This window comes from Streptomyces sp. NPDC047917, from assembly GCF_043204345.1.
GTDB lineage: Bacteria > Actinomycetota > Actinomycetes > Streptomycetales > Streptomycetaceae > Streptomyces > Streptomyces sanglieri.
In genome coordinates, this window is sequence record NZ_JBIDCA010000002.1 from 301,394 (window position 1) to 322,574 (window position 21,181).

A 21,181-nucleotide genomic window follows, 5' to 3' on the forward strand; every position below is an offset into this window, starting at 1 on the left:
GGGGTGGCGTGGGGGGGGGGGGGGGTGTCGGCCGGGCGGCCGGGGCTTTCCGGGGGTGACCCGGGGGGCAAACCCTCCCGCGGCGGCCGCCGCCCCGAGGGGCGGCGGCCGCGACAACGAAACGACCGGCCGGTGGTTCGGCCAGGTCAGGCCATCGCGCCACCCGTCGACTGGCGGCGGCGCAGCTTGTACGCGCCGACGCCGACACCGCCGAGCAGCAGCGCCGAGCCGGCGGCCAGACCGCCACCGGTCATCGCCATGCCGCCACCACCGGCGTGCACGCCGCCACGGGGCCGGTCGCCACCGCGGTCGCCGTAGCCACCACGGTCGCCGCCCCGGTCGCCGTAGCCACCGCGGTCTCCGCCGCGGTCGCCACCACGGTCTCCACCGCGGCCACCCTCGTCGCCGCCGCGGTCTCCACCGCGACCGCCCTCGTCGCCGCCGCGGTCTCCGCCGCGGCCGCCCTCGTCGTCACTGGCGATCACGGAGGCCATGAAGCCGCCGCCGGCGTGGACGCCGCCGTAGGGGCGGCCGTGGTCGCCACGGCCACCGCGGTCGCCCCCGCGGCCACCCTCGTCGCCGCCACGACCACCACGGTCTCCACCGCGGCCACCCTCGTCGCCGCCCCGGTCGCCGCCGCGGTCTCCACCGCGGTCTCCACCGCGACCGCCCTCGTCGCCGCCGCGGTCTCCACCGCGACCGCCTTCGTCGTCACTGGTGATCACCGTGGCCATGAAGCCGCCGCCGGTGTGGACACCGCCACGCGGACGGTCGTGGCCGCCACGGCCGCCGCGGTCGCCGCCGCGGCCACCCTCGTCGCCGCCGCGGTCGCCGCCACGGCCACCCTCGTCGCCGCCGCGGTCGCCGCCACGGCCGCCTTCGTCGCCGCCGCGACCGCCTTCGTCGCCGCCGCGACCGCCTTCGTCGCCGCCGGCGACCACAGCAGCCATGAAGCCGCCACCGGCGTGGACGCCGCCGTAGGGCCTGTCACGGTCGCCGCCGTAGCCGCCGCGGTCTCCACCGCGGTCTCCACCGCGGTCGCCGCCGCGATCCCCACCGCGGTCTCCACCGCGGTCGCCGCCACGGTCTCCACCGCGGTCGGACTTTCCGTAGTCGTCGCCGCCGTGCGAGGACGAGTAACCGTTGTCGTGGCCCGAGTCGCCCGACGTGACCATGGCGTAGGCGGACGGGCCGGTGATGGCGAGGACCGCTGTGACAGCGGCCGAAGCGAACAGTGTGCGGGCAGAGCGCATCTGAACACATTCCTTCCGCCGCAACTGCGAAGAGTGACGGGCTGTCGACTCAAGGTGGCGCAGTGGCGACGTGATCCACCGTCAGTCGGAATGCGGATCCGCGCCATCGGAAAGCGCAGCATTGGAGCTACACCGTGGGCTCTTCGGGTGGAGTGGGGCCGATAATCACCCGTTGGACTGCATGCGGCGACGCATGAGGTTTGGGCGACGGAGCCCCACCCGTTTGCCGACCCCACCACGCGGCGTCCCGCCCGCCGCCCGCCCCCGATCGGCCCCCGATCCATCGTCAACTGCGCTGGAAATCGGAGGAGTTGACGCCTTCCCGGCGATGTGACGGTCCGGCGGGCCGAGCCCCTTGACCTGCCGGATTCCCGTGCCGAAGACCCCGAATCCGCGTCGGAGGCGCCCCCGGACCACGCGACGCGCCGCCACCGGGCCTGCTTGCCTTCGAGCGGTAAATCGGTTGTCGGCGGTCCGGGCACCCTGCTGTACTCACCCGCAGAAATCGATCGACGAAGGAGCGGGTCGTGCGAGGAACTCACATGTTCACCCAGGCGGGAATTGTCACCGATCTTGAGGACATGGAGTTTCGTGCACACGCTGAATCTGGGAATCCTGGCGCATGTCGACGCCGGTAAGACGAGCCTGACCGAGCGGCTGCTCCACACCGCCGGTGTCATCGACGAGATCGGCAGCGTCGACAAGGGCAGCACCCGGACCGATTCCCTGGCGCTCGAACGACAGCGCGGCATCACGATCAAGTCCGCCGTCGTCTCGTTTGCCATCGACGACACCACGGTCAATCTGATCGACACCCCCGGCCACCCGGACTTCATCGCCGAGGTGGAACGGGTACTGAGCGTGCTCGACGGCGCCGTGCTGGTCGTCTCCGCGGTCGAGGGCGTGCAGCCGCAGACCCGTGTGCTGATGCGGACACTGCGGCGCCTGCGCATTCCCACGATCGTCTTCGTGAACAAGATCGACCGCGGCGGCGCGCGATGCGGCTCCGTCCTGCGGGACATCGCCGAGAAGCTGACCCCGGCCGTGGTCGCCATGGGATCGGTCGACGCTCCCGGCGGCCGTGATGCCCGCTGCGCTCCGTACCACCGCACCGACACCCGCTTCACCGACCGGCTGACCGAGCTGCTCGCCGACCACGACGACACGCTGCTGGCCGCGTACGTCGAGAACGGCGCGGTGCTCCCGTACGACAGGCTCCGCGAAGAGCTGGCGGCGCAGACCGGGCGGTCGCTGGTGCATCCCGTGTACTTCGGCTCGGCGATCACCGGGGTCGGGGTGGATGCCCTGATCGCCGGGGTCAGGGAACTGCTGCCGGCGAGCCGGGGCGAAGCCGGCGGACCGGTCTCCGGCACCGTCTTCAAGGTGGAGCGCGGACCGGGCGGCGAGAAGACCGCGTACGTCCGGTTGTTCTCGGGCACGGTACGGCTCCGCGACCGGCTGCCGTTCGGGCGGGGCGACGGGCGCGCCGAGGGCAGGGTGACCGGGATCAGCGTCTTCGAGCGGGGCTCGGCCGCTCGCGCGACCGAGGTCGAAGCGGGCCGGATCGCGAAGCTCCGAGGGCTCGACGGCATCCGGATCGGCGATCCGGTCGGCGAACCCGACGCGGCCCCGCCGGACCACTGGTTCGCCCCGCCGACGCTGGAAGCGGTGGTGGTCCCCAGCCCTCCGGCGAGCCGGGGCGGACTGCTCCTCGCGCTCGCGCAGCTCGCCGAACAGGACCCGCTGATCAATCTGCGGCAGGACGACATCCACGAAGAGGTGTCCGTCTCGCTCTACGGCGAAGTGCAGAAAGAGGTGATCCAGGCGACGCTGGCCGACGCGTACGGAATCGGCGTCACCTTCCGCGAGACCACGACCGTTTGCCTGGAGCGGCCGCACGGCAGCGGAGCGGCTCACGAGATCATCGATCAGAACGGGAATCCCTTTCTGGCGACCGTCGGTCTCCGGGTCGACCCCGCCCCGGTCGGCAGCGGCATCACCTACCGGCTTGAGGTGGAGCTCGGATCGATGCCCTTCTCCCTGATGAGGGCGGTGGAGGAGACCGTGGGCAGGACGCTGCGGCAGGGAATCCACGGCTGGCAGGTCACCGACTGTGTCGTCACCCTGACGCATTCCGGCTACTGGTCCCCGGTGAGTACCGCGGGCGACTTCCGGAATCTGACCCCGCTGGTCCTGATGAGCGCGCTGGAGCGGGCCGGCACCACGGTGCACGAGCCGATCCACCGGTTCCGTCTGGAGCTCCCGGCGGACCTGCTCGGCCCGGTCCTGCCCGTGCTGGCCCGGCTGCGCGCCGTCCCGGAGGCACCGGCCGTGCACGGTTCCCTGTGCGTGCTGGAGGGCGATGTCCCGGCGGCCCGCGTCCATGAACTCCAGCAGCAGCTGCCCGCCCTGACCAGCGGCGAAGGAATGCTGGAATCGGCGTTCGACCGCTACCGGGCGGTCGTCGGCGCGGCCCGGGACCGGCCGCGCACCGACCACAACCCGCTCAACCGCAAGGAGTACCTGCTGCGCACGGTGCGCAGGGTCGTCTGAAGGCCGCCCCGCCGGGCCCCGATGGCCTCGTGGGCGGCCCTCAGTTCAGCAACGACCGGGCGGCCCGCGCCCGCCGGCGGATCGCCTCCGCGGCCGCGGGCTCCACCCCGTCGACCACGTCCGCGTACTCCTCCATCTCGGCCGCCCCGCGCAGGAACTGCCCGCTCTGTACGAGCAGCTGGGCGCGCTCGTAGCGCAGCCGGGCGGGATGCGAGGGGAGCAGCAGCGACAGGTCCACCGCCCACAGCGCCACGTCCGTGCGCTCCGGGCGGGCCGCCGCCCAGGCCCTGATGTTGTTCAGGATCCGCAGCACGATCTCCAGCGGCCGGGCGGGCACCAGCATCGACTCCTCCAGCGGTTCCCCGGTGGCCCCGGCCACCAGCAGCTCCGCGTCCTGCCCGGTCATCGGCCGACCCCCGTCGAACGGATCGGCCAGTACCCGCTCGGCCGGATCGCCGAAGCCGACGACGAAATGACCGGGCAGCGCGACCCCGTACACCGGGGCACCCGCCCGCCGCGCCACCTCGATCCACACCACGGACAGCAGGATCGGCAGCCCGCGCCGCCTGCGCAGCACCTCGTGCAGCAGTGACGACTCCAGCCGCTGGTAGTCCGCCGACGAACCCGCGAAGCCGCACCGCTCGCCCAGCAGTCCGGCCAGCGCCGACGCCCAGGCCCGGCCGCCCCGCACCCCGTACGGGAGCCGCCCCGCCAGCTCGTCCAGCTCGATCTGCGCCGCGTCGATCCCGTGCACGTCCAGCGCCGGATCGGCCACCGCGCCCAGCAGCAGGCAGAGCAGTGCGAGGTCCGGCCGCTCGGCGCGCGCCTCCTCGGCGAACTGCCGGCGCAGCTCGTCCGGGTCCGGGCGGCCGGGCCGGCCGGCGGGTTCAGGATTCATCGCTGCCGTCCGCCCCCTCATGCCGACCGGAAGTGGTGGTACAGGTGGTGCACCGCGAACCCCATGTCCTCGTACAGTGCCCGTGCCCCCGTGTTGTCCGTCTCCACCTGGAGCCATGCCGCCGACGCGCCCTCCTCCAGGGCCCGGCGGGCGAGCGCGGTCATCACGGCGGTGGCGATGCCCCTGCGGCGGTACGCCGGATCGACCTCGACGGCCATGAAGCCGGCCCAGCGGCCGTCCACCACACACCGCCCGATCGCGGCGGGCGCCGCGTCCCCGCCGTCACCGGGCACCGAGGCGAACCAGACCGAGGGGCCGCCGCGCAGTACCGCCAGGACGTGCGGGCCCGGGGTGTCGAAGCGCTGGTAGCGGGAGAGCCACGTCTCGTCGAGGTCCCGGCTCAGCCGCACCTGCGACACGTCCGCGTCCAGATCACCGACCGGCGCGAGCCCGGCGGTCCGTACCTCCGCCGTCACCTCGCGGCGCCATCCGCGCTCCTCCAGCTCCGCGCAGAGCAGCTCCTGGGTGCCCTCGGCACCGGTCGCGGTCTGGATGTACGCGGGCAGGTCCCGTTCCCCGTACCACCGCACAACGCGCCGGAGCGCCTCGTCGAGCGGGACGCCCGGATCGCCGAGCGGCAGTACGGAGTTGGCGCGCCGGGTGAACCCCCGCGCGGCGCGCAGCCGCCAGTCGCCGAGCGGTTCGCTCTCCACCGGCTGCCAGGCGCGGGCGCAGACGGGCGCGAGCTCCTCGAAGGAGGCCGCCGGGCCGCGCCGCCGGGCCGGCGCGGCCGGCACGACCTTGCCCGCCACCAGCGCCGACTCCGCGATCCGGACGGACTCACCGCTCTTCGGTGTGATCGAGACCACACCGTCGTCCCACGATGTGAGAACTCCGACCGTGTCGGCGAACTTCGCTCCTTGCGGGCCGCTCTCGCACACACGCCGGACTGATACCCGTTTGCCCACGTCAGCCGGTGTGATTCGGACCTTGAGCTGTCCGCCGATGGTGAATTCCACAGCTCTCTATGCCCCTCCTGTTCGGTTCGTGCCCCGGAACGGAGATACTAGGGGCGGGCATCGACGACGCCGCGCTCCCGCGCGAGAGCCAACGCCCTACCGAGGAGGAACGACAGCGTGACCTACGTCATCGCGCAGCCTTGTGTCGACGTAAAGGACAAGGCCTGCATCGAAGAGTGCCCCGTCGACTGCATCTATGAGGGCCAGCGGTCCTTGTACATCCACCCGGACGAATGCGTCGACTGTGGAGCCTGTGAGCCGGTGTGCCCGGTCGAGGCGATCTTCTACGAGGACGACACCCCGGAGGAGTGGAAGGACTACTACAAGGCGAACGTCGAGTTCTTCGACGACCTCGGGTCGCCCGGTGGTGCCTCCAAGCTGGGCCTGATCGAGCGCGACCACGCGTTCATCGCCGCACTGCCGCCGCAGAACCAGTAATCCGCGGCCGGCACGTGCGCCGCCCCGGTCCCGTACGGCTCGTCACCGTGCGGGACCGAGGCGTTTCCACGCCCGGGTGACGGGCGGTCCGAGTGCCGCCCGTGACCCCGTACGAGAAAGCAGAGTCCTGTGTCCGCAGTCTCCTCCCGCCTCCCGGTCTTCCCCTGGGACAAGCTCGCGCCCTACAAGTCGACGGCCGGCGCCCACCCCGACGGCATCGTGGACCTGTCCGTCGGCACGCCCGTCGACCCGGTGCCCGAGCTGATCCGGCAGGCGCTGGTCGCCGCCGCGGACAGTCCCGGCTATCCGACGGTGTGGGGGACCACCGAGCTGCGTGACGCGATCACCGGGTGGGTGGAGCGGCGGCTCGGCGCGGTCGGGGTGACGCACCACCACGTCCTGCCGGTCGTCGGCTCCAAGGAGCTGGTGGCCTGGCTGCCGACCCAGCTCGGCCTCGGCGCCGGGGACAGGGTGGCCTACCCGCGCCTCGCCTACCCGACGTACGAGGTGGGTGCCCGGCTCTGCGGCGCCGAGCCCGTGGTCTACGACGACCCGACGGAGCTGGACCCGGCCGGGCTCAAGCTGCTCTGGCTCAACTCGCCGTCCAATCCGACCGGCCGCGTCCTGGCCAAGGACGAGCTGATCCGGATCGTCGCCTGGGCCCGCGAGCACGGCGTGCTGGTCTTCAGCGACGAGTGCTACCTGGAGCTGGGCTGGGAGGCCGAGCCGGTCTCCGTGCTGCACCCGGACGTCTGCGGCGGGACGTACGAGGGCATCGTCGCCGTGCACTCGCTCTCCAAGCGCTCGAACCTGGCCGGCTACCGCGCGGCCTTCGCCGCGGGCGACGCGGCGGTCCTCGGCGAGCTGCTGCTGATCCGCAAGCACGGCGGCATGATGACGCCGGCCCCGGTCCAGGCGGCGACGGTCGCGGCGCTCGGCGACGACGAGCACGTGGCCGAGCAGCGGACCCGGTACGCGCAGCGGCGCGCGGCCCTGCGCACCGCGCTGGAGGCGCACGGCTTCCGGATCGAGCACAGCGAGGCCAGCCTCTACCTGTGGGCGACGCGCGACGAGCCGTGCTGGGAGACCGTGGCGTACCTGGCGGAGCTCGGCATCCTGGTGGCGCCCGGCGACTTCTACGGACCGGCCGGCGACCACTTCGTACGGGTGGCGTTCACGGCGACGGACGAGCGGGTGGCGGCCGCCGTCAAGCGACTGGGCTGAGAGGCTGCCGGCACACGCGAGCCGGCGGTACACGCGAGGGGCCTCGGGAGTGCGCACTCCCGAGGCCCCTCGCGTATGTGATGTGCCGGCCGGCGGCCGGTGCGGGTCAGCCGCCGATCGGCAGGCCCTGGGTGGGCAGGCCGCCCCCGGTCACCGAGCCGGCGGTCTCGCCGACGACCTGGCCCGCACTGCCCGCGGCGCCGCCCGCGGCCTTCTGCACGGCGGGGGTGGTCTCGGCGCCGGCCTTGCCGACGGTCCTGCTCGCGGCCGGGAGGGTGGTCCCGACGATCTTGCCGCCGGTGTCGCCCGCCACCTCGGTGCCCTGCTGGGACGCGCCGTCGACCGTCTTGCCGAGACCGGCGCCGTCGACGGCGGTCAGACCGCCGAGCTCCGGGGTCTGCGGGAGTTCCGCGGCACCCGCGGCTCCGGCCGCACCGACCACGGGAGCGGCACCCGCGGCGATCAGCAGTGCGGCACGGGCGATCCGGCGGGTCAGGGGGAGGGACATGATGCTCCTTCGACAGGATGAGGAATAGGTCTGTCCGTTGATCGGACGCAATGACAACCGTCGAAAGGGTGGGGGAGGTTGCGGTGGGCCGAGGTAAAGAGTAGGCAATGTGTCACATCATCGGCATTGCGGAAACCCCGGTCGGCGGGACATTCCCAGGGGTGTTGATGAACCGTCACTTCTCTTCTGCCGCAAGGAAATCGAGAAGGCGCCGACGGAATTCGGAAGCCGTGGCCCGCGGAGTTGTCCGGAAAGAATCGGACGACACCTCCGGGTGATCGTACGAACTAGCGCGCGAGCCTGATCCGTACGTCGGTGGTGCCCGATTCCTTGAGTTCCGTCCGCCAGCCCGTCCCGGCCTCCCACACCCGGCCCGCGTACGAGACCTCGCCCAGGCGGAGCGCCTCGGACTGCGCCACCGCCCAGTGCGCCAGCTCCCAGCCGCGCCGGGCCGAGCCGCCGTCCTCGGACGCCCGGGGCGCGGGCACCGGCACCGAGACCGTGCTCGTCGCCGCCGCACCGGCCGCCCCGCCGTCCTGCGGCCCCGTCCTCGCCGCGGGCAGCACCTCCTTGCCGAAGGCGCGCACCAGCTCCGCCCGCACCTTCGCCGCGTCGGGGCCCGCCGCCGTCGCCCGTGGCGGCGCGCAGTTCAGCGCGGCGGGCGTACGGCCGGTCAGCGCGGCCGCCAGCAGGGCCGCGTCCGGCTCGTGCTTCGCGTACGCCTGCGGGAAACCGCTGCGCTGGACCCGCTGGGCCGCGACCGTCAGCGGCAGCCGCGAGTAGCCGGGGACCTCGGCCAGATGCCGGTAGAACTCCCCGGCGGAGTAGACGGGGTCCAGGATCTGCTTCTCGGTGCCCCAGCCCTGCGAGGGGCGCTGCTGGAACAGCCCCAGCGAGTCCCGGTCGCCGTGCTCGATGTTCCGCAGCCCGGACTCCTGGAGCGCGGTCGCCAGCGCGATCGTCACGGCGCGCTCCGGCATCCCGCGCGAGGTGCCGACCGCGGAGATCGTCGCGGCGTTGACGGCCTGCTCCGGGCTCATCCGGTACGTGCGGCCCTCGCCGTCCGAACCGTCCGCGGACCGCACGGTGCATCCCTCGATGACCTGGCTGCCGGTTATGTACTGAACGGTCAGATAGCCGCCGAGCGCGGCGAGCACGACAAAGGCGGCCGCGATACGCAAGGGGCGGCTGCGGCCGGTGTGTCGGCGGGCGGGGGAGACGGTCCGGGGCACGCGCCCACCGTACTGGAGTGCCCGGCCGGGGCCGAGGGCCCAGTCCTTTAGGGTCGGTCCCATGCCCGAAACCACACTTGACCTCACCCTCGACGGCCCGGAGCTGACCGCCCGGCTCGTCGACTTCCCGTCGGTCAGCGGCCAGGAGAAGGACCTCGCGGACGCGATCGAGTCGGCGCTGCGCACCCTGCCCCACCTGACCGTCGACCGGTACGGCAACAACGTCGTGGCCAGGACGGACCTGGGCCGCGCCGAGCGGGTGGTGCTCGCCGGGCACATCGACACCGTTCCGATCGCCGACAACGTGCCGTCCCGGCTCGACGAGAACGGGGTGCTGTGGGGCTGCGGCACCTCCGACATGAAGTCGGGCGTCGCCGTCCAGCTGCGGATCGCCGCGACCGTGCCCGAGCCCAACCGCGACCTGACCTTCGTCTTCTACGACAACGAGGAGGTCGCCGCGCACCTCAACGGGCTCGGCCACATCGCCGACGCCCACCCCGACTGGCTGACGGGCGACTTCGCGATCCTGCTGGAGGGCACCGACGCCGAGGTCGAGGGCGGCTGCCAGGGCACCCTGCGGGTCTTCCTCCGTACGGAGGGGGAGCGGGCCCACTCCGCGCGCGGCTGGATGGGGTCCAACGCCATCCACTCCGCCGCCCCGGTCCTGGCCCGCCTCGCCGCGTACGAACCGCGCCGCCCGGTCATCGAGGGCCTCGAATACCGCGAGGGCCTGAACGCGGTACGGATCGAGGGGGGCGTCGCCAACAACGTCATCCCGGACGCCTGCACCGTCGTGGTCAATTTCCGGTACGCGCCCGACCGGACCGCCGAGGAGGCGCTGGCCCACGTCCACGAGGTCTTCGCGGACTGCGGCGTCGCCGAATTCGTCGTCGACGACCACTCGGGCGCGGCCATGCCCGGCCTCTCGCACCCGGCGGCCAAGGCGTTCATGGCGGCGGTGGGCGGCACCGCCCGGCCCAAGTTCGGCTGGACGGACGTCTCCCGCTTCGGCTCCCTCGGCATCCCCGCGGTGAACTACGGACCGGGCGACCCGCTCTTCGCCCACAAGCGCGACGAGCACGTGGTGGTCGAGCGGATCACGCAGTGCGAGGAGCGGCTCCGCTCCTGGCTCACCTCCTGACCCATGGCATTCCCCTGTCCGTAACCTCCGTCGATCTACCCTGACCTGACAACGGACGGTCATCGCGGATGGCTGTCGATCGTCGTCGGAGGGAGCAGGTCATGGGCAACCCCGAGGGAGCACGTGTCCCCGAGGAGCAGCGGCTCGGACCAGTACTGCGCCGCAGGGAACAGGTACAGCCCGGCACCACCGACCAGCGGCTGCTGGACACCGAGGGCGACTCCGAGTGGGTGCACACCGACCCCTGGCGGGTGATGCGCATCCAGTCGGAGTTCGTCGAGGGATTCGGCGCGCTGGCCGAACTGCCGAGCGCGATCAGCGTCTTCGGCTCCGCCCGTACCCCGGCCGACGGACCCGACTACGAGGCGGGCGTACGGATCGGCAAGGCCCTGGTGGAGGCCGGCTTCGCGGTCATCACCGGAGGCGGGCCGGGAGCGATGGAGGCGGCGAACAAGGGGGCGCGGGAGGCGAAGGGGGTCTCGGTCGGTCTCGGCATCGAGCTGCCCTTCGAGTCCGGCCTCAACCCGCACGTCGACATCGGCGTCAACTTCCGCTACTTCTTCGTCCGCAAGACGATGTTCGTGAAGTACGCGCAGGGCTTCGTCGTACTGCCCGGCGGGCTCGGCACCCTGGACGAACTCTTCGAGGCCCTCACCCTCGTCCAGACGGGCAAGGTCACCCGCTTCCCGATCGTGCTGTTCGGCACCGCCTACTGGAGCGGTCTCGTGGACTGGCTGCGGGACACGGTGGTGGCGCAGGGCAAGGCTTCCGAGCGCGACCTGCTGCTGTTCCACGTCACCGACGACGTGGACGAGGCGGTCAACCTCGTGACGAAGGAGGTCGGCCGGTAGGAGCCGTTCGAGGAGCGGTGCCGGGGCGGGGCCGACGGCCGGTGCCGGGTTCGGGGCGTGGGGTGCGTCCGGGGCGCGGCCCGGCAGGCCCCGCCCCGGTCAGGCCAGTCCGCGCCGTGCCACGGCCGGCTCCCGGTGCCCCGCGATGGACGCCACCATGTCCAGCACCTGCCGGGTCTCCGCCACCTCGTGCACCCGGTACACCTGCGCCCCCAGCCATGCCGAGACGGCCGTGGTCGCCAGCGTTCCGATCACCCGCTCCTTCACCGGCCGGTCGAGCGTCTCGCCGACGAAGTCCTTGTTGGACAGCGAGACGAGCACCGGCCAGCCGGTCTCCGTCATCTCGCCGAGCCGGCGGGTCGCCTCCAGGGAGTGCCGGGTGTTCTTCCCGAAGTCATGACCGGGGTCGATCATGATCCCGTCGGGCCGCACGCCGAGCTCCACCGCCCGCTCGGCCAGTCCCACCGTCACCCGCAGGATGTCCGCCATGACGTCCTCGTACGCGATCCGGTGCGGCCGGGTCCGCGGCTCGGCGCCGCCCGCGTGTGTGCACACCAGACCCGCTCCGTACCGCGCGGCGACCTCCGCGAGCTTCGGGTCCACGCCGCCCCACGCGTCGTTCAGCACGTCCGCGCCGGCCTCGCAGACCGCCTCGCCCACGTCGTGGCGCCAGGTGTCGACGCTGATCACCACGTCCGGGTGGCGGCGGCGCACCTCCGCGACGAACCCCACCGTGCGGCGCGCCTCCTCCTCGGCGGTCACCTCCTCGCCCGGCCCCGCCTTCACGCCCCCGATGTCGACGATCGCCGCACCGTCCGCGATCGCCTGCTCGACCCGGGCGAGCGCCGGTTCGTCCCGGAAGGTCGCGCCCTGGTCGTAGAAGGAGTCCGGAGTACGGTTCACGATCGCCATGATCACCGGCTCGTGCGGACCGAATTCGCGCCGCCCCAGCCTGAGCGCACCGCTTCGCATACCGCGTTTCTCCTTCTGGTAGACCGCCCCGTGAGCTCTGATGGATCGCCCCATGAGCCGCCTGCGACCCTAGTGCCTGGTCCGGCGGACACCGGCTGTCGGTGCCGCATGGCACGATCGGAGCCGGACAGGTTTCCGCTCCCGGGGAGATGCGCGTGTTCTGGTTCTTGCTGGTGACGATGGTCGTGGTCGTGGCCGCGGTCACCCTAGCGGTGGTCGGCGGGGGGAAGAGCGCCGTCCTGCAGGATGTGGCGCCCGAGCAGCTGACCGACCCGCTGCCCGCCACGAGACCGGTCGGCCGCGCGGACGTCGACGCGCTGCGCCTGCCGGTGGCGGTACGCGGCTACCGCATGACGGACGTCGACGAGGCGCTCGACCGGCTCGGCGCCGAGCTCGCCGAGCGGGACGCGCGGATCGCGGAGCTGGAATCGGCGCTGGCCGGAGCCCAGGCGACCGCGGTCGGTGGCCCCGATCTGATCGAGCCGCCGCAGGAGCGCCCGCAGCACGACCGGGAGCTGCCCGGGGACCGCCCGAGAGCGCCGTGGGAGGCGCCGGAGCAGGACTCGCGGCACGCCGGGAACAACGGGCACGCCGGGAACAACGGGCACGCCGGGAACAACGGGCACGCCGGGAACACGGGAGAGGAGCACCTGCGATGAGCGGAGCCGAAGCGGCCCCGGACGGCGGCCTGCGCTGCCCGTGGGGGCTCTCCACCGAGGACTACCTCGCCTACCACGACACCGAGTGGGGCCGGCCCGTCCACGGCGACGACGCCCTCTTCGAGCGGCTCTGCCTGGAGGCCTTCCAGTCGGGCCTGTCCTGGCTGACGATCCTGCGCCGCCGGGAGGGCTTCCGTTCCGCCTTCGCCGGGTTCAGGATCCCCGCGGTCGCGGAGTTCACCGACGCCGACAAGGAACGCCTCCTCGCCGACGTCGGCATCATCCGCAACCGCGCGAAGATCGACGCGACCCTCGCCAACGCCAAGGTGCTGGCCGGCTGGGCGGCCGGCGAGCTGGACGAGGTGATCTGGTCCCACGCCCCCGACCCGGCCGCCCGCCCGGTCCCGCGCACCACCGGAGACATCCCCGCGATCACCCCAGAGTCCACCGCGCTGGCCAAGGACCTCAAGAAGCGCGGGCTGCGCTTCGTCGGACCCACCACGGCCTACGCGCTGATGCAGGCGTGCGGCCTGGTCGACGACCACCTGGCCGACTGCGTGGCACGCGGAACCGGCACGTAGGGCTGCGGGGAACGCAGGGCCCGTACGGGCCGTGGAGACCGTACGGGCCGTGGAGACCGTACGGGCCGTAGGGGACCACAGGGACTGTATGGGCCGAGGGGATCACAGGGATCGTGTGGGCCGAGGGGACCGTGTGGGCCGATCCCGGGTCTAGCGGCCGAGGTACTTCGGCTTTTCCTTGTTCAGGAACGCCTGGACCGCGATCGTGTGGTCCTCGGACCGCCCCGCCCGGGTCTGGAGCTCGTCCTCCTTCTCCAGCGCCTCGCTCAGCGTGTGACCGGCGCCGTGGGCCAGGGACTCCTTGAGCGCGGCGTAGGCCACGGTGGGGCCGGCCGCCAGGGTGCGGGCCACGGCGGCGGCCTCGGCGGCCAGGTCGGCGGCGGGCACGAGCTTGTTCACGATGCCCAGCTCATGGGCGTCCTGAGCGGAGATCGAGCGCGGGAAGAACAGCAGATCGGCGGCGCGGCTCTGCCCGATCAGACGGGGCAGCGTCCAGGAGACGCCCGAGTCGGCGGTGAGCGCCACACCGGCGAACGAGGTGTTGAACGAGGCGGTGTCGGCGACCACCCGGTAGTCGCAGGCGAGCGCGAAGCCGAAACCGGCACCGGCGGCGACCCCGTTGACCCCGGCGACGACCGGCTTGGGCATCTCGGTGATGGCCCGCACGATCGGGTTGTAGTGCTCCCGCACCGTGCTCAGCGCGTTGCCGCTGCCGGACTCGCGGGTGCTCTCCAGCGCGGCCACGTGCTCCTTCAGGTCCTGGCCGACACAGAACGCCCGCCCGGTCGCGGTGAGCAGCACGGCCCGTACGGCGGTGTCGGCCGCCGCGGACCGCAGCGCGTCCCGGAGGGCCACCTTGGCGGCGGTGTTCATGGCGTTCATCGCGTCGGGACGGTTGATCGTGATCGTCGCGAGTCCGTCGCTCACTTCGCAGAGCACGCTGTCCGCCATGTGGTCGGCCATTTCTTGTCCCCTTCGCACCTCGGGCAATGCCTGTCCAGGCAAGCATGGCCGACTCCGGCGGGCGCCGACATGTGACCTGCGTCTAACAATTACGCCCCGATGCGGGGGTGCAGGCGGCGGAGTATCGCAGGCCGATCGCCGAATTGGGTGGTTTTGAGAGAGCGCGTTGCGCAAGCGATGCAGACCGATGTTGGTCATCGGGGTCTGTGATGCGGGATAATGGCCTTGAAGCAACGTGTTCGATGCCGGTGACACAGCGCCTGTCATGGGGCCGCCGGTTGCGATGAGCTGGTTTCAGGAAGGGGAACGAGCATGGCGGCCATGAAGCCGCGGACGGGCGACGGCCCGCTCGAGGTGACAAAGGAGGGGCGGGGCATCGTCATGCGCGTTCCGCTCGAAGGCGGCGGTCGGCTTGTCGTGGAGCTGACTCCGGACGAGGCCGATGCCCTCGGCGATGCCCTCAAGAAGGTCGTCGGCTGAGCAGAGGCGCCCAACACTTCGGTACTGCCCCGGCACGGACTCCGTGCCGGGGCAGTACTGCGTGATCAAGCCGGTCCCGCCGCCCGGGCACCGAGATCGAAATCAACCCGGTCCCGCTGTCCCGGGCGCAGAACTCAAGCCGGTCCCGCTGCCCGGGGCGCGATATCAAGGCCGTCCGGCGATTGAGGACACCCCCGGACGGCCGCACACGGACCGACAGCACGAGCCACGGGCCGAGGCTTCCGCGCTCCGGGGCGTCAGCCCCTGCGCACCGCGCACAGCAGCCCGTCGCCCACCGGCAGCAGTGTCGACATCAGCTCCTGGCTCTCCCGCACCGCACGCAGCAGCTCCCGCAGCCGCAGCACCTCCGCGGGCTGCGCGGCGGAATCGACCGTGCGTCCGTCGGCGAAGACGCCCTCGAAGCAGACCAGGCCGCCGGGGCGCAGCAGGCGCAACGATTCAGCGAGGCAGTCCAGACTCTCCAGCCGGTCGCCGTCGCAGAACACGAGGTCGTATCCGCCGTCCGCGAGCCGGGGCAGTACGTCCAGGGCGCGGCCGGGGATGAAGCGGGCCCGGTTGGCGGCGAACCCCGCGGCCCGGAACGCCTCGCGGGCGAACTGCTGGCGCTCGGGCTCCGGGTCGACCGTGGTCAGCACGCCGTCGGGCCGCATTCCGTGCAGCAGGTAGAGGCCGGACACGCCGGTCCCGGTGCCGATTTCGGCCACCGCTTTGGCGTCCGTCGTGGCAGCGAGCAAGCGCAGCGCGGCGCCGGTACCTGGCGACACCGAGCGGAGCCCCGCATCCCGGGCCCGGTCCCGGGCCCAGTGCAGTGCTTCGTCCTCGGCGACAAAGGCGTCGGCGAACGCCCAGCTCGTCTGCCGGTTGGCGGTAATGACCCTCTCCTGTCCCCGTAGTTGGCGCAACGGTGACTGTATCCGCTGCGCCCGGGAACCCGCAGATGGGACCGGGCGTTATGGAGAGGCAGGGGAAAGCACGTGGATTCGGCCCGCAGATCGGGTCCGGGAGCCACGGGCCGGAGGTTTCCGGGGTGATCCCCGGCCCCAGCAGGAAAAAGGCTTATCCGGAGCTAACGGGCGAGGTGGCTATGGTAGGGGCTCCACTGGACACCACCAGAGCCGATAGGGGAGGTGCGGCTGCGCCTGTGGATCGGGGAGGAGTGCTGCGGCGCTTTCTCAGGTCGGCGGGTGAGCCGAAATCCGTGACCAACATTGCTGACCGTTCTTCCAACGACTCCGCACCGACCGCGACCTTCGCCTCAGATGCGGACTCCCAGGCGTGGACGCCGCCCTCATGGGAAGAGATCGTCAGCACGCACAGCGGCCGGGTCTACCGCCTCGCCTACCGGCTGACGGGCAACCAGCACGACGCCGAGGACCTCACCCAGGAGGTCTTCGTCCGCGTGTTCCGGTCGCTGTCGACCTACACGCCCGGCACGTTCGAGGGCTGGCTGCACCGCATCACGACCAACCTGTTCCTGGACATGGTCCGTCGTAAGCAGCGGATCCGTTTCGACTCGCTCGGCGACGACGCCGCCGAGCGGCTGCCGAGCCGTGAGCCGTCCCCGCAGCAGGTCTTCAACGACACCCACTTCGACGCGGACGTGCAGCAGGCGCTGGACACCCTCGCGCCCGAGTTCCGTGCCGCCGTCGTGCTCTGCGACATCGAGGGCCTTTCGTACGAGGAGATCGCCGCGACGCTGGGCGTGAAGCTCGGCACCGTGCGCAGCCGTATCCACCGCGGCCGTTCGCACCTGCGCAAGGCGTTGCAGCACCGTTCGCCCGAGGCCCGGGCCGAGCAGCGCTCGCTGGCAGGCGCCATCCTTGCGGGGGAGGGCGGAACGGCGTGAGTGGCACAGATCCGACCCCCGCGGAACAACACCTGGGGGACCGCCTCGCCGCGCTCGTCGACGGCGAGCTGAAACACGACGCCCGCGAGCGGGTGCTCGCCCACCTCGCGACCTGCGCCAAGTGCAAGGCCGAGGCCGCGGCGCAGCGGCGCCTGAAAAGCGTCTTCGCCCAGTCCGCCCCACCGTCGCCGTCCGAGGGGTTCCTCGCCCGGCTGCAGGGCCTTCCAGGGGGTCCGGGGGGTGACGACGACGGCCCGGACAGACCATTCGGCGGCTCCGGGCGCTTCGCCGACGGGCTCTTCCCCGTGATCCAGCCGTCCGGCAGCCGCCCGGACTCGCCGGGGAGCCGGCCGCTCGGCGGCTTCGGCTTCCTCCCCACCCCGCACGGCTCGACCGCCGTGCTGCCGGGCGGGCCCTCCCGGTCCGGTTTCCGGATCCATGAGGTGGGCCGGGAGGGCGAGCGGTCGCCCTGGCGCGGCCGGAGATTCGCCTTCGCGGCGGCGAGTGCCGTCTCGCTGGCGGCCATCGCGCTCGGCGGTGCCCTGCCCACGGGTGCGGGTCCCAGCTCGGCGGCCCGGGCCACGGGCGCCGGAAACGCGGTGACCCCGCTCGACACGCCTTCGCGCGGTGAGAGCGGCGGCCCGGCCGGCCGTCGCGGCGGCAGCCACGGCACGCTCGCCGCGAGAGGCTCGGGCGAGCGCTCGATCGCCTCCGCCCCGTCGACGGCGCCGAGCGTCGCACCGACGGCGACCTCGGCGACCCCCGCGGTGCTCTCCACCGCGACCCTTGCCGGGAGCACCTTGGCCACGCACGTCCTGACCAATGTGTCCGCGCCGCCGCTGATACGTCCGACCGGCACCACCCCGCTCTTCGCCCAGGTCTTCGGGCGGCTCGCCACGCAGTCCCCGGTGCCCTCCACGCCACCGTCCGGGACGCAGTCGTCACCACCGCCCTGGGCACGGTCGTCGGCCTCGGCGCTTCCCACCCCCGCCGATCTGGGTCTGCCGCTTTCCTCCCGGCGCTGACCGACAGGGTCTGCGCAAGTATTCGCAAACCTGGTTGAATTCCGGGAGCAGTTCCGGGAGGGACGCCCCTGGCGGGGCGTGCAGAGGCCAGTTGCGGCAGTTGCGGGGAGAGCATGGAAGACGGGAAGTCCACCGGGCCGAAGGCCAAGTGGTGGAGCAGGCCCACACCGGGACGCACCACTCGCACGGCACCGGACGGGCCGACACCCGTGGCGGACCCGGCGGCACCTGCGGCCGACCCGGCGGATGCACCGACGGACGCGATCACGGCGCCTGACGCGGTCCTGGCGACGGAAGCGACGGCCGGGAGCGGCATGACGGAGCCGGAGCCGGGAGTGCCCACGGCCGACGCGCCGCCGGCCCCCGGGCCGGGGCCCGACGTGCCGGCCGCGCGGCTCACGAAGCCGCTGCACGAGCCCGACGAGTACAGCACCCCGCCCTACGGCGGACCGGGCCCCTGGGCGCCCGCACCTCCCGTGCAGCGACCGGTCCCGACCCCGGCGCACGGCACCCCCGTACCCCCGCAGTACGCGGGGACGAACGGTGCCGGCATCCCCACGCAGCCCGCCCCCACGCAGACCGCCCCCACGCCCGTCCCCGCCGCGCCCGTCCCCGCCGCGCCCGCTCCCGCCCCCACCGGCTTCGCGCCGCCCCCGCCCCACACCCCCCAGCAGCCCCACGCCTCCCAGCAGCCACAGCCACAGCCACAGCCCCACGCCTCCCAGCAGCCCCACGCCCCCCAGCAGCCACAGCCCCAGCAGTCCGACGGGGCATCCACGCAGTGGCTCCAGTACGACCCCTGGGGCGCGCCCAGGCAGCCGCTCACCAATCCGGGCCCGCCGCTCGGGGCCGACCCCGGCCGCAGGAAGGACCGGCGCGGCTCGCTCCTGGTCGGCGCGGTACTGCTCGCGCTGGTGGCGGGCGGCATCGGCGGCGGCATCGGGGCCTACATAGAGCGCAACGGCGGCCTCACCCAGGTCGAACTCCCGCAGGCCGGCCACAGCAGCGGCGGCCGTGCCCCGGACAGCGTCGCCGGTATCGCCGCCAGTGCCCTGCCCAGCGTGGTCACCCTCCACGTCAGCGGCTCCACCGAGTCCGGCACCGGCACCGGCTTCGTCCTCGACAACTCCGGCCACATCCTCACCAACAACCACGTCGTCGCCCCGGCCGGCCAGGCCGGCGAGATCACCGTCACGTTCAGCGGCGGCGAAACCGCGCGTGGCGAGGTCGTCGGCAAGGACAGCGGCTACGACCTGGCCGTGGTCAAGGTCACCGGGGTCTCCGGCCTCAAGCCGCTGCCGCTGGGCAACTCCGACAATGTGCGGGTCGGTGACCCCGTGGTGGCCATCGGCGCCCCCTTCGACCTGTCCAACACCGTCACCTCCGGCATCATCAGCGCCAAGGACCGGCCGATCACCGCGGGCGGCGAGAAGGGCGACGGCAGCGACATCAGCTACGTCGACGCGCTGCAGACCGACGCGCCGATCAACCCCGGGAACTCCGGCGGTCCGCTCGTCGACGCCGACGCCCATGTCATAGGTATCAACAGCGCCATCCGGGCCGCCGACAGCGGCGCGTCCGAGGAGGGCGGGCAGGCGGGTTCCATCGGCCTCGGCTTCGCCATCCCGATCAACCAGGGCAAGCGGGTCGCCGAAGAGCTGATCAACACCGGCAGGGCCACCCACCCCGTGATCGGTGTCACGCTCGACATGAAGTACACCGGGGACGGCGCCAGGGTCGGGTCGAAGGGCGCCGAGGGCAAGCCCGCGGTGACGCCGGGCGGGCCCGGCGCCAAGGCCGGGATCAGGCCCGGGGACGTCATCACCGAGGTCGACGGACAGCGTGTGCACAGTGGTGAGGAGCTGATCGTGAAGATCCGCGCGCACCGCCCGGGCGACCGTCTGGACCTCGCGCTGACCCGCGGTGGTAAAGACCTGTCCATCTCTTTGACGCTCGGCTCCGCAAGCGGCACGTGACGGGCCCGGGACGCTACCGCGCGGACAGTTCCGGCGGGTACCGTGGGCCGGGTCCGGACCTCGACCGACATGGTCTCGGAGAACACGAAGGGCAACAGGGTGTTCAATGACATAGGCGCACTCGAGCTGGTGACGCTCGCTGTTCTGGGCGTGCTGATCTTCGGCCCGGACAAGCTGCCGAAGGTTATCCAGGACGCCTCGCGCTTCATCCGCAAGATCCGCGAGTTCTCGGAGAGCGCCAAGGAAGACATCCGCACGGAGCTCGGCCCGGAGTTCAAGGACTTCGAGTTCGAGGACCTCAACCCCAAGACGTTCGTCCGCAAGCAGCTCATGGACGGCAACGACGATCTGGGGCTGAAGGAGATCCGCGAGAGCTTCGACCTCCGCAAGGACCTGGCCGAGGTGACCGACGCGGTGAACGGTCGCGAGAGCAAGGAATTGGAGTCCGAGGACTCCCGGGCCAGCGTGTCGAGCGGCTCCGCGATCACCGCCGCCAATGGCTCCGCCGGTGCTCCGGACCTGCTCAAGAAGCGTGACCAGCCCGCCAAGGACGACCGGCCGCCGTTCGACGCCGACGCCACCTGACCCCCCGCCAATCCCGGCTCGTCGGGAGGGTATGGCTATTCTCCATCTGTCCGGTTGTGAGTACGCCCGTTGGGGGGCGGGCCGCTCCGGACCCAACGGATCGAGGAGGCGGCCGGGCAGATGGAGACGACAAGTCGGGTGGGCGCGGAAGATGCGCCGAGCACAGTCACGGCAGAGGGGATGCCGGCGGCCCGGCGCACTGTCGACGGCTATCTGGCGGCCACGTTCCCCTGGTACGGACTGGACGAGGCCTTCACCGGGCCCCGCCGGCTGATGCAGGTCGGCACCGCGGCGGACGGCACGGTCCAGCACGGTTCCATCGGGCACGGTGACGAACCGTCGGTCCGGGCCGACGCGGGCGCCGAGAAGCAACGGTTCGCCGTCGTCGTGTCGATGGCCAGCAACCCGGTGCGGCGCAGCGGCGACGGCACGGGAGTGCTGGACGCGACCACGGTGTCCTCCGCGGCCTGGCTGGCCGGCTCCGGCCTGCTCGCCTGCACCTGGCCGCCGCAGATGGACCATGCGCTGCGCGACGACTGGCTGGACCAGCAGACGGAGACGGCGTTCGAACTCGCCGACGACCTGGACGGCCCCGCGTGGTCGGTGCTCTCACTGCCGGTGGACGGCGTCCCCGTACCGTTCCACTACCGCGAGTCCGAGTTCGGCTGGGTGCTGGCCGGATCGGCGCTCGGCGGGGTGCACATCGGCGCCTACGGACGCGGGATGAGCGCGTACGGGCTGGGCTTCTCGGTGATCGGCGACATCACGACGTACGCGTAGTACGGGAACGTACGCGTCGCAGTACGGGTGCGTGCGGGTGAGTGTGCGGACCACGGGTACGTGCGCGGACCACGGAGCGGTGGCCGGCCCCGGGGCGGGGCCCCCCCCCCCGGTGGGGGGCCCCGCTCCCGTGTCATGCCCGGTCGATCACGCGTCGCGTACGACCGTCACCGGGC

General features: G+C 72.4%; 20 protein-coding genes and 1 pseudogene. 14 read left to right on the forward strand and 7 right to left on the reverse strand.

Features of this window, described 5'->3' with window-relative positions; translation table 11 throughout:
* Positions 1-275 precede the first annotated feature (275 nt).
* Together ACGF8B_RS05030 and ACGF8B_RS05035 are read left to right on the forward strand one after the other, a co-directional pair.
* Positions 276-1,418 carry a hypothetical protein gene (locus tag ACGF8B_RS05030; RefSeq protein WP_392734892.1) on the forward strand — a complete coding sequence of 381 codons (1,143 nt, stop codon included), beginning with the start codon at positions 276-278 and terminating at the stop codon, positions 1,416-1,418.
* A 426-nt stretch (positions 1,419-1,844) separates the two neighbouring features.
* Positions 1,845-3,806: a GTP-binding protein gene (locus ACGF8B_RS05035; protein ID WP_392734894.1), complete on the forward strand. Its 1,962-nt coding sequence runs from the start codon at positions 1,845-1,847 to the stop codon at positions 3,804-3,806.
* A 40-nt stretch (positions 3,807-3,846) separates the two neighbouring features.
* Here the strand turns inward: ACGF8B_RS05035 and ACGF8B_RS05040 are convergent, their stop codons facing one another.
* Both ACGF8B_RS05040 and ACGF8B_RS05045 read right to left on the reverse strand, forming a co-directional pair.
* Positions 3,847-4,704: a tetratricopeptide repeat protein gene (locus tag ACGF8B_RS05040; RefSeq protein ID WP_392734896.1), complete on the reverse strand. Its 858-nt coding sequence runs from the start codon at positions 4,702-4,704 to the stop codon at positions 3,847-3,849.
* 17 nt (positions 4,705-4,721) lie between these two features.
* Positions 4,722-5,723 carry a GNAT family N-acetyltransferase gene (locus tag ACGF8B_RS05045; protein ID WP_392734898.1) on the reverse strand — a complete coding sequence of 334 codons (1,002 nt, stop codon included), beginning with the start codon at positions 5,721-5,723 and terminating at the stop codon, positions 4,722-4,724.
* 117 nt (positions 5,724-5,840) lie between these two features.
* Here ACGF8B_RS05045 and fdxA point away from each other — a divergent pair, with 117 nt between their 5' ends.
* Entirely contained in the window at positions 5,841-6,161 is a 321-nt protein-coding gene (gene fdxA / locus ACGF8B_RS05050) for a ferredoxin (protein ID WP_018956287.1), read from the forward strand.
* 129 nt (positions 6,162-6,290) lie between these two features.
* Positions 6,291-7,385, forward strand: coding sequence for a bifunctional succinyldiaminopimelate transaminase/glutamate-prephenate aminotransferase (locus ACGF8B_RS05055; protein WP_392734900.1), 1,095 nt, complete (start codon positions 6,291-6,293; stop codon positions 7,383-7,385).
* Between the two features lie 106 nt (positions 7,386-7,491).
* Here the strand turns inward: ACGF8B_RS05055 and ACGF8B_RS05060 are convergent, their stop codons facing one another.
* Together ACGF8B_RS05060 and ACGF8B_RS05065 are read right to left on the reverse strand one after the other, a co-directional pair.
* Positions 7,492-7,893 (reverse strand): ATP-binding protein, encoded by a 402-nt coding sequence (locus tag ACGF8B_RS05060; RefSeq protein ID WP_392734902.1) that lies wholly within the window; start codon positions 7,891-7,893, stop codon positions 7,492-7,494.
* A 287-nt stretch (positions 7,894-8,180) separates the two neighbouring features.
* Positions 8,181-9,125: a hypothetical protein gene (locus tag ACGF8B_RS05065; RefSeq protein WP_392735484.1), complete on the reverse strand. Its 945-nt coding sequence runs from the start codon at positions 9,123-9,125 to the stop codon at positions 8,181-8,183.
* 61 nt (positions 9,126-9,186) lie between these two features.
* Here ACGF8B_RS05065 and dapE point away from each other — a divergent pair, with 61 nt between their 5' ends.
* Positions 9,187-10,266, forward strand: coding sequence for a succinyl-diaminopimelate desuccinylase (gene dapE / locus ACGF8B_RS05070; protein WP_124716562.1), 1,080 nt, complete (start codon positions 9,187-9,189; stop codon positions 10,264-10,266).
* Between the two features lie 101 nt (positions 10,267-10,367).
* Positions 10,368-11,117 carry a TIGR00730 family Rossman fold protein gene (locus ACGF8B_RS05075; protein ID WP_392734904.1) on the forward strand — a complete coding sequence of 250 codons (750 nt, stop codon included), beginning with the start codon at positions 10,368-10,370 and terminating at the stop codon, positions 11,115-11,117.
* Between the two features lie 99 nt (positions 11,118-11,216).
* On the opposite strand, the gene folP is transcribed toward ACGF8B_RS05075, so the two are convergent.
* The gene (gene folP / locus ACGF8B_RS05080) at positions 11,217-12,089 is read right to left on the reverse strand and encodes a dihydropteroate synthase (protein ID WP_392734906.1); all 873 of its coding nucleotides are present in this window, start codon (positions 12,087-12,089) and stop codon (positions 11,217-11,219) included.
* Positions 12,090-12,238: 149 nt separating this feature from the next.
* Here folP and ACGF8B_RS05085 point away from each other — a divergent pair.
* Positions 12,239-12,616, forward strand: a pseudogene (locus tag ACGF8B_RS05085) (DivIVA domain-containing protein); the annotation flags it as partial.
* A 128-nt stretch (positions 12,617-12,744) separates the two neighbouring features.
* Positions 12,745-13,329, forward strand: coding sequence for a DNA-3-methyladenine glycosylase I (locus ACGF8B_RS05090; RefSeq protein ID WP_392734908.1), 585 nt, complete (start codon positions 12,745-12,747; stop codon positions 13,327-13,329).
* Positions 13,330-13,479: 150 nt separating this feature from the next.
* Here ACGF8B_RS05090 and ACGF8B_RS05095 read toward each other — a convergent pair whose 3' ends face one another.
* On the reverse strand, positions 13,480-14,292 hold the full coding sequence (locus ACGF8B_RS05095) for an enoyl-CoA hydratase/isomerase family protein (protein WP_392734910.1): 813 nt from the start codon (positions 14,290-14,292) through the stop codon (positions 13,480-13,482).
* A gap of 312 nt (positions 14,293-14,604) precedes the next feature.
* Between ACGF8B_RS05095 and ACGF8B_RS05100 the strand changes: the two genes are divergently transcribed.
* On the forward strand, positions 14,605-14,772 hold the full coding sequence (locus tag ACGF8B_RS05100; RefSeq protein ID WP_003966491.1) for a DUF3117 domain-containing protein: 168 nt from the start codon (positions 14,605-14,607) through the stop codon (positions 14,770-14,772).
* 257 nt (positions 14,773-15,029) lie between these two features.
* On the opposite strand, the gene ACGF8B_RS05105 is transcribed toward ACGF8B_RS05100, so the two are convergent.
* Complete coding sequence (locus ACGF8B_RS05105) at positions 15,030-15,695, reverse strand: O-methyltransferase (protein ID WP_259932437.1); 666 nt, start codon at positions 15,693-15,695, stop codon at positions 15,030-15,032.
* A gap of 182 nt (positions 15,696-15,877) precedes the next feature.
* On the opposite strand from ACGF8B_RS05105, the gene sigE reads away from it, so the two are divergent.
* From sigE to ACGF8B_RS05130, 5 genes are all read left to right on the forward strand, one after another.
* Positions 15,878-16,639 carry an RNA polymerase sigma factor SigE gene (gene sigE / locus ACGF8B_RS05110; RefSeq protein WP_206433351.1) on the forward strand — a complete coding sequence of 254 codons (762 nt, stop codon included), beginning with the start codon at positions 15,878-15,880 and terminating at the stop codon, positions 16,637-16,639.
* A complete protein-coding gene (locus ACGF8B_RS05115; RefSeq protein ID WP_392734913.1) occupies positions 16,636-17,664 on the forward strand; it encodes a zf-HC2 domain-containing protein in 1,029 nt (342 codons plus the stop codon). Before sigE ends, ACGF8B_RS05115 begins: the two co-directional genes overlap by 4 nt.
* A gap of 113 nt (positions 17,665-17,777) precedes the next feature.
* Positions 17,778-19,640: a S1C family serine protease gene (locus tag ACGF8B_RS05120; RefSeq protein WP_392734914.1), complete on the forward strand. Its 1,863-nt coding sequence runs from the start codon at positions 17,778-17,780 to the stop codon at positions 19,638-19,640.
* A 99-nt stretch (positions 19,641-19,739) separates the two neighbouring features.
* A complete protein-coding gene (locus ACGF8B_RS05125; protein ID WP_392734916.1) occupies positions 19,740-20,225 on the forward strand; it encodes a sec-independent translocase in 486 nt (161 codons plus the stop codon).
* 120 nt (positions 20,226-20,345) lie between these two features.
* Complete coding sequence (locus ACGF8B_RS05130) at positions 20,346-21,005, forward strand: hypothetical protein (RefSeq protein ID WP_392734918.1); 660 nt, start codon at positions 20,346-20,348, stop codon at positions 21,003-21,005.
* Positions 21,006-21,181 lie beyond the last annotated feature (176 nt).

What these genes read in the sequence shown, in the direction of transcription:
- ACGF8B_RS05040 (WP_392734896.1), bottom strand. Translation starts at nt 4,704, where the DNA reads ATGAATCCTGAACCCGCCGGCCGGCCCGGCCGCCCGGACCCGGACGAG.
- ACGF8B_RS05060 (WP_392734902.1), bottom strand. Translation starts at nt 7,893, where the DNA reads ATGTCCCTCCCCCTGACCCGCCGGATCGCCCGTGCCGCACTGCTGATC.
- dapE (WP_124716562.1), top strand. Translation starts at nt 9,187, where the DNA reads ATGCCCGAAACCACACTTGACCTCACCCTCGACGGCCCGGAGCTGACC.
- ACGF8B_RS05075 (WP_392734904.1), top strand. Translation starts at nt 10,368, where the DNA reads ATGGGCAACCCCGAGGGAGCACGTGTCCCCGAGGAGCAGCGGCTCGGA.
- folP (WP_392734906.1), bottom strand. Translation starts at nt 12,089, where the DNA reads ATGCGAAGCGGTGCGCTCAGGCTGGGGCGGCGCGAATTCGGTCCGCAC.
- ACGF8B_RS05090 (WP_392734908.1), top strand. Translation starts at nt 12,745, where the DNA reads ATGAGCGGAGCCGAAGCGGCCCCGGACGGCGGCCTGCGCTGCCCGTGG.
- ACGF8B_RS05095 (WP_392734910.1), bottom strand. Translation starts at nt 14,292, where the DNA reads ATGGCCGACCACATGGCGGACAGCGTGCTCTGCGAAGTGAGCGACGGA.
- ACGF8B_RS05100 (WP_003966491.1), top strand. Translation starts at nt 14,605, where the DNA reads ATGGCGGCCATGAAGCCGCGGACGGGCGACGGCCCGCTCGAGGTGACA.
- sigE (WP_206433351.1), top strand. Translation starts at nt 15,878, where the DNA reads ATGGTAGGGGCTCCACTGGACACCACCAGAGCCGATAGGGGAGGTGCG.
- ACGF8B_RS05120 (WP_392734914.1), top strand. Translation starts at nt 17,778, where the DNA reads ATGGAAGACGGGAAGTCCACCGGGCCGAAGGCCAAGTGGTGGAGCAGG.
- ACGF8B_RS05130 (WP_392734918.1), top strand. Translation starts at nt 20,346, where the DNA reads ATGGAGACGACAAGTCGGGTGGGCGCGGAAGATGCGCCGAGCACAGTC.